This window comes from Flavobacterium sp. UBA7682, from assembly GCF_002482945.1.
Lineage (GTDB): Bacteria > Bacteroidota > Bacteroidia > Flavobacteriales > Flavobacteriaceae > Flavobacterium.
Window position 1 is genome coordinate 49,373 of sequence record NZ_DLGY01000013.1, and the last position, 6,767, is coordinate 56,139.

5 protein-coding genes are annotated in these 6,767 nt (G+C 35.6%); 1 reads left to right on the top strand and 4 read right to left on the bottom strand.

Annotated features, from left to right (window positions below; all coding sequences use genetic code 11):
- Positions 1 to 39: 39 nt before the first annotated feature.
- On the top strand, positions 40 to 1,110 hold the full coding sequence (corA, locus tag B3C16_RS03040; RefSeq protein ID WP_291128596.1) for a magnesium/cobalt transporter CorA: 1,071 nt from the start codon (positions 40 to 42) through the stop codon (positions 1,108 to 1,110).
- Here corA and nhaA read toward each other — a convergent pair.
- The 4 genes from nhaA to B3C16_RS03060 form a co-directional block, all read right to left on the bottom strand.
- A complete protein-coding gene (nhaA, locus tag B3C16_RS03045; protein WP_291128598.1) occupies positions 1,107 to 2,255 on the bottom strand; it encodes a Na+/H+ antiporter NhaA in 1,149 nt (382 codons plus the stop codon). The genes corA and nhaA overlap by 4 nt on opposite strands.
- A 64-nt stretch (positions 2,256 to 2,319) precedes the next feature.
- Positions 2,320 to 4,266, bottom strand: a complete 1,947-nt coding sequence (locus B3C16_RS03050; RefSeq protein WP_291128600.1) for an OmpA family protein — start codon at positions 4,264 to 4,266, stop codon at positions 2,320 to 2,322.
- A gap of 13 nt (positions 4,267 to 4,279) precedes the next feature.
- Positions 4,280 to 5,191 (bottom strand): PorP/SprF family type IX secretion system membrane protein, encoded by a 912-nt coding sequence (locus B3C16_RS03055; RefSeq protein WP_121313510.1) that lies wholly within the window; start codon positions 5,189 to 5,191, stop codon positions 4,280 to 4,282.
- Between the two features lie 50 nt (positions 5,192 to 5,241).
- The coding region (locus B3C16_RS03060) for a gliding motility-associated C-terminal domain-containing protein (RefSeq protein WP_291128602.1) at positions 5,242 to 6,767 on the bottom strand (1,526 nt) is incomplete at its 5' end.

Here is a 6,767-nt window from a genome sequence, read left to right on the forward strand (position 1 = left end):
AAAAATAAATATGCTTAATTTTAAGCAAATTTAGAATTCGTGAGAAAAATAAAATATAAAAAGGGGAAAAAAGTTCAGCCAACATTTTTGGATTACACCGGAGTTCATAAGGAAACCAAGACCGAAATGCAGTTGTTTGTTTATGATACGGATGACTTGACGGAATATAAAGAATTTACCCAAAGCCAATTGGGGAAATGTATCGAATTGTCAAAAGTGAACTGGCTTAATATTCACGGATTGAATAATACAGACGTTATCAAATCGGTTGGTGACTTTCTGAATGTGGATAATTTCATGTTAGGTGATATTTTGAATACAACCAAGCGAACCAAACTTGATGAATATCATGACATTTTGTTTTTCAATATCAAATCGATGTTGCCTGTTGAAAATAGTGACAACATTAGTGTAGAGCAAGTTAGTTTTTTGTTGAAGAATGGTGTTTTGGTTTCGTTTCAGGAAAAGCGAAGCGATTTTTTTACTCACATTCGCGAACGTATCAGAACCCATTCGGGTATTGTTAGAGATAAAAAAGCAGATTATCTTCTGTATTTGTTATTAGATGCTATTATGGAAAACTTCTACATTACAATTGAAAATGAGGAAGACAGAGTAGAAGCGTTGATAGACATTTCAAAAACCAGTACTAATCCCGAGATTTTGGAACAAATTGAAAAGCATCGCGATAATTTTAATTTTCTGAAACGGTCTATTATTCCGCTGCGTGATTCGTTGTATTCAATCAAAAGCATGAAAGATGATAATGTTTTCAATGCGATTGAGACTGAAAATTACAGTTTCTTTTCAAGGTTGCATCAAAAGTGTTTAGAGCTTTTGGAACAAATTGAATACGACTTGACTTCATTGGAAAGTGCTTCTAGTTTTTACTTTTCGACCCAAAATCAAAAGCTGAACCAAGTGATGAAAACTTTAACTGTGGTTTCGGTATTCTTTATGCCTTTGACTTTTATTGTCGGGATTTACGGAATGAACTTTGATAACATGCCCGAACTGCATTGGAAATACGGTTATTTCTACATAGTTGGATTCATGTTCTTTTTGTTACTCGGAATGATTTATTATTTCAAAAAGAAGAAATGGTATTAACGTTTTAATTTTTGTTTCTTGAGATTGATTTTCAGATAAACCAATCCAATTATTCCGGCAATTAATGATGAAACCAGAATCATGATTTTGGAATTGTCAATGTGTTCACCGTCGGAAAAGGCGAGTAGTGTAATAAAGATGGACATGGTAAAACCAATTCCGCCCAGAAAGCTAACTCCAAAAATAGATTTCCAATTCAAGTCTTCAGGAAGTTGGCTAAACTTTAATTTTACCGCCAAAAAGCTGAACAACCATATACCAACCGGTTTTCCAACAATTAATCCCAGCGCAATGCCCAAGGTATAATTATGGCTTAAAGCATAATGCCAATCGGAATTTAAGATAATTGCAGTATTGGCTAAAGCGAACAAGGGCAAGATTAAAAAGGCTACGGGTTTATGCAGAAAATGTTGTAAAATATAGGAAGTTGATTTTTTGTTTCCGTTTCCAAAAGGAATAGCAAAAGCCAATAAAACTCCGGTAATGGTAGCATGCACACCTGAATTCAGCATAAAATACCACATCACCACACCTAAGAGTAAATAGGGAATAAGGTTGCGTACTTTCAGTCTGTTCATTACTAGTAAGATTGCAAAAATACCTAAAGAGATTAGTAAATTGCTCCAAACTAAATCTTTGGTGTAGAAAATGGCGATGATTAAAATGGCACCTAAATCATCGATAACGGCCAATGCAGTTAAAAATATTTTTAGTGAAATCGGTACTTTTTTTCCTAATAACGACAAAATCCCCAACGCAAAAGCAATATCTGTCGCCATTGGAATTCCGGCTCCCGATTGGGTATCGGTTCCATAGTTTAAGAATAAATACAATCCGGCTGGAACGATCATTCCGCCTATTGCTGCGAATATTGGAAGTAAGGCGTTTTTGAGATTAGAGAGTTCACCGGCATAAATTTCTCTTTCCAATTCTAACCCAATCAGCAAAAAGAAAATGGTCATTAGACCGTCATTAATCCAATGCTCAAAGGAATGACTTCCAATTTGCATATGCCAAATACTCAGGTATTCTTCACTCCAAATGGAATTGGTTAATAATAAAGAAAGTAGGGTACAGCCTATAAGCATAAATCCACCTGCTTTTTCACTGTCAAAGAAGTCGTTGAATAGTTTGGTAATTTTCATGTTTCAAATATAAAAAAAAGCACCCGAAAAAGGGTGCTTTAAAATATTTATAAAGTTAAAGGAATTATAAACTTGTGATGATAAATTCACTTCTTCTGTTTAGCTGATGCTCTTCTTCTGTACATTTCACATCATCAGCGCATTTGTTAACCAATTCTGTTTCACCCAGACCTTCAGAAGTTAAACGATCAGCAGCAATGCCATTTTTGATTAACCAATCTTTGGTAGATTTTGCTCTTCTGTCAGATAATTTTTTGTTATAAGGATGAGAAGCACGGCTATCGGTATGTGAACGAATATTGATTTTCATAGATGGATTTTGGTTCAATACATCTAATAATTTAGCTAAATCAACTGCAGCATCCGGACGGATATTCCATTTGTCTAAGTCGAAATAGATAATGTTAATTTTGAAACAATCCGCTAAGTCGTCACCAATTTTAACGCGACAAGTTTTGGTTTTAAGCTCGATGTTTAACTCTGTTTTTCCTGAGTCAGAACCGATGATAACCGGCACTTCTTTGGTTTCATAATCTTCAAGCGAAGCGTTTACATAGTATTTAGTACCACATTCAACGTCTAAGAATTCATATTTACCTTCAGCATCAGAAACGGTTTCTTTTAGCTTATTGAATTTTTCATCCATAAGAATCAATTTGGTATTTGGTAATACCGCTTTAGTATCTTCATCAGTAATGACTCCAAATAGAATTTGGTCACAGAAAATAGGACGAGTTTCTACAAATTTGTAAATATCATCACTTCCTTGTCCGCCATCTCTATTGGAACTCACGAAACCTTGTTTTGTTTTAGAGTTGATAATAAATCCGAAATCATCTTTAGAACTGTTTCCTTCTTCACCAATGTTTAAAGCGTCTTTAAAGTCTAAGCTACCGTCTTTAGGAACTCTGGTTACAAATACATCTAAACCACCTAATCCCGGTTGGCCATCAGAAGCAAAGTACAATTCATTGTCATCGGAAATAAAAGGATAAGTTTCTCTTCCTTCGGTATTGATTGATTTACCTAGATTTTCAGGAGTTCCTAAACTTCCATCTTCGTTGATTTTTACTCTAAAAAGATCTGATTGTCCGAAAGTTCCCGGCATATCTGAAGCAAAGTACAAAGTTTTTTCATCCGGAGATAGGGCAGGATGTGCCGCTTGATAACTATCGCTGTTGAAATTTAACGGCGTAATGTTTATCCATTTTCCTTCATCGTCAAGGTTGGCTTTATAAATTTTTAATAAAGTTACTTTATTAGCATCAAAACCTCTTCCGTCTAAGTAGTTATTTCTGGTGAAATAAACTGTTTTTCCGTCTTTGGTAAAAGCTGGAGTATCTTCATGGTATTTGGTGTTGATTTTTTTACCAAATTTATCTACTCCGGTTAATCCACCGTCTTCCCCTAAAGCGGAACTGTATAGATTAGTAAAGTACTGCCCGGTCCAAGTGTGGATTCTTTTAGAGAAATTTCCGGTATCACGAGCAGAGGTAAAAATTACCTTTGTGCCCATGTAAGCAGGTCCATAATCAGAATACTTAGAGTTGATTCCGGCATCTTCAATTTTATAGCGACCTGAATTCTTTTTGATTTCTGCTAAATAATCTCTGCCTTTAGCAAACTTCTGACCTCTAAGTGTATTACCACTTTTATCATTGAATTTAGCCATCATAGCATCTGCTTTCGGATAGTCTTTAACTGCTCTTAAAGCTTGTGCATAGCGATAATAAAATTCCGCTTCTTGATCAGGATTGGTTGCGTATAGCTCGCTATACCATTTGTTTGCTTTTTCTAAATCAGCATTGAAATAGTAGGCGTTACCAATTTTAAGTAACATATCAGGAGATTTATATCCTTTTTCATAAATGCGTTCGTAAGTCTTAATGGCATCAATGTAGGCGTATTTATCATACTCCTTATTACCTTTTACTTCTGTTTTACCAACTTGTGAATAACTGTTCACAGTAGCGAAAGTTAATAGTACTAAATATATAATTTTATTTTTCATAATCGTTGTGTTATTAGAAGAATCTAGGTGATACCAATTTACTAACTCTATTGAACAACTCAAAACGAAGGAATACCTCATGAGAACCAGAGTTATAGTTTTTCAATTGAGTAGTTTCTCTATCGTAACTGTAACCGATGAATAAACCATCAGTTACTTGAAATCCGGCTAAAGCACTTATTGCTGCATCCCAACGGTAAGCTGCGCCAAGCATTAACTTATCAAAGAATAAGAAGTTAGCAGAAGCATCAACCTGAAGCGGTGAACCGGTGACTAATTTCGTCAAGAATGCAGGTTTAAATTTAACCGAAGGAGAAATATCGAATACATAACCTCCAATAGCATAAAAATTCATTCTCTCTTGAAATACAGCTACTTCGTTGTCATTGTATTTTGAGTCTTGTAAAAAGTTAGGTACCGAAAGACCAAAGTACAATTTATCAGAGTGTAAATATACACCGGCACCGAAATTCGGAGAAAATTCATTGCTGAAATTTTGAAGATTTGGATCGCCTGCATCAGCTGGATTTAAATCATTTACGTCTAGGTTAAATAAATTACCACTGGCTTTGATACCAAAGGACAATTTGTAAGTTTCAGACGTTTGTATAGAATAAGATAAATCAGCTGAAATTGTATTGTCTCTGGTAGGACCGATTTTATCACTTACCACCGATAAACCAACACCTAAATTACTATTGTTAATTGGAGTATTAATAGAAAAAGCGTTAGTTGTTGGCGCTCCGTCTAATCCTACCCATTGGGTACGATGTAATCCGAAAATACTCATAACTCCTCTCGATCCAGCATAAGCGGGATTGATATTGATCGTGTTATACATGTATTGGGTATACTGTGCGTCTTGCTGAGCAAAACCAGTATAACACGTTAACATCAAAGCGAAAATTAAAATTTTTGTTTTCATATTTTGTTAATTTATCCTGAGGGTTTTTACGCCCTCAGGAGTTAGTAGGTTTATCTGGTTAAGTATAAATATCCGTCTTTAGTTACACTATTTCCTTCACTTGTTTTCCATTCAATGATATAAAAATAAGTTCCGGTAGGTAATTCTTCAGATCTGCTGATAGTAGTTCTACCTTCAGAGATACCTTCAAATCTTCGGGTATTATTGTCATAGTTTTTTGTTTCATAAACTAAAACTCCCCAACGGTTGTAAATTTGAACATTATTTGTCGGATAACAAGCGATGTCTTCAATATTTTCTATGTTAAAAAATTGATTGAATGAGTCACCATTTGGAGTAAAGGCATTGTGAATGATTATAGCTTCACAAGGTCCAACACCTCCAATAATTATTAGTACTTCATATCTTGTTGGACACGGACCGTCATTTATTGAATAACTGAACAGATATTCACCAGGTTCAATTCCCAATGGATTAAATGTATTATTGATAGAATCAAAACCACCAACATTATCCACATTTGTCCAAGTTCCTCCTTCAACACCTTGAGGTAATAATGAGTTTAAAGATGTATTTACATCATCACCATTACTTAATTGTACAGACGGAAGTGTGATAACTTCAGCAATTTGAGATACATATACGTTTTGAGTATAAGTTTGTGATAAGTTACCACAAGCATCAGATACAACCCATGTTCTGGTTATGGTGTACACTCCATTAACAACCTCTGATTGTGTTTCAGTAAATACTGGTGTTCCAACTTCAGAACAATTATCAGTAAATACTATATTTTGAGGTGCCGGGATATTGTCACACGTAGCATCTGCTTTTACGAGTAATGGAGTGTTTGATACAGGACCAACAGTATCAGAAACAGTTATGGTCTGAACAACAGTGGCTGTATTTCCACAAGCATCCGTTGCGGTCCAAGTTCTCACTAATTGGTAGTTAGAAGGACAGTTTCCTTGAATGGTTGTCTGACTCATAGTTACAGTAGCAGCACTACAGTTATCAATAGCAGTCAATACCGCCGGACTAGGAATGTTGTCACAAGAAGCAGTGGTGTCTGCCGGAGCTAAATCAACAAAAGTAGGATCAACAGTATCATTTACAGTTATAATTTGTGATACTGATGAAGTGTTGTCACAAGCATCAGTGAAAGTCCAAGTTCTGGTTACCGTGAATGAGTTAGCACAGTCACCTTGAGTGATTGTATCAACCCCTTGAACAGTGATAGCAACATCACAATTATCAGTAGCAGTAAGTGTAATCATTGCAGGAACATCATTCGCACAAGTTACTGTTACAGCAGCCGGAGCTTCAGGAGTTACAGGCGCAACAGTATCATTTACAGTAATAATTTGCGATACCGATGAAGTGTTGTCACAAGCATCAGTGAAAGTCCAAGTTCTGGTTACAGTAAACGAGTTAGGACATTCTCCTTGAGCAACAGTATCAACCCCTTGAGCAGTGATTGCATCGTTACAGTTATCCGTAGCAGTTAATGAAATCATTGCAGGAATATCATCCGCACAAGCTAACGTTACAGCAGCCGGAGCTTCAGGAGCAACAG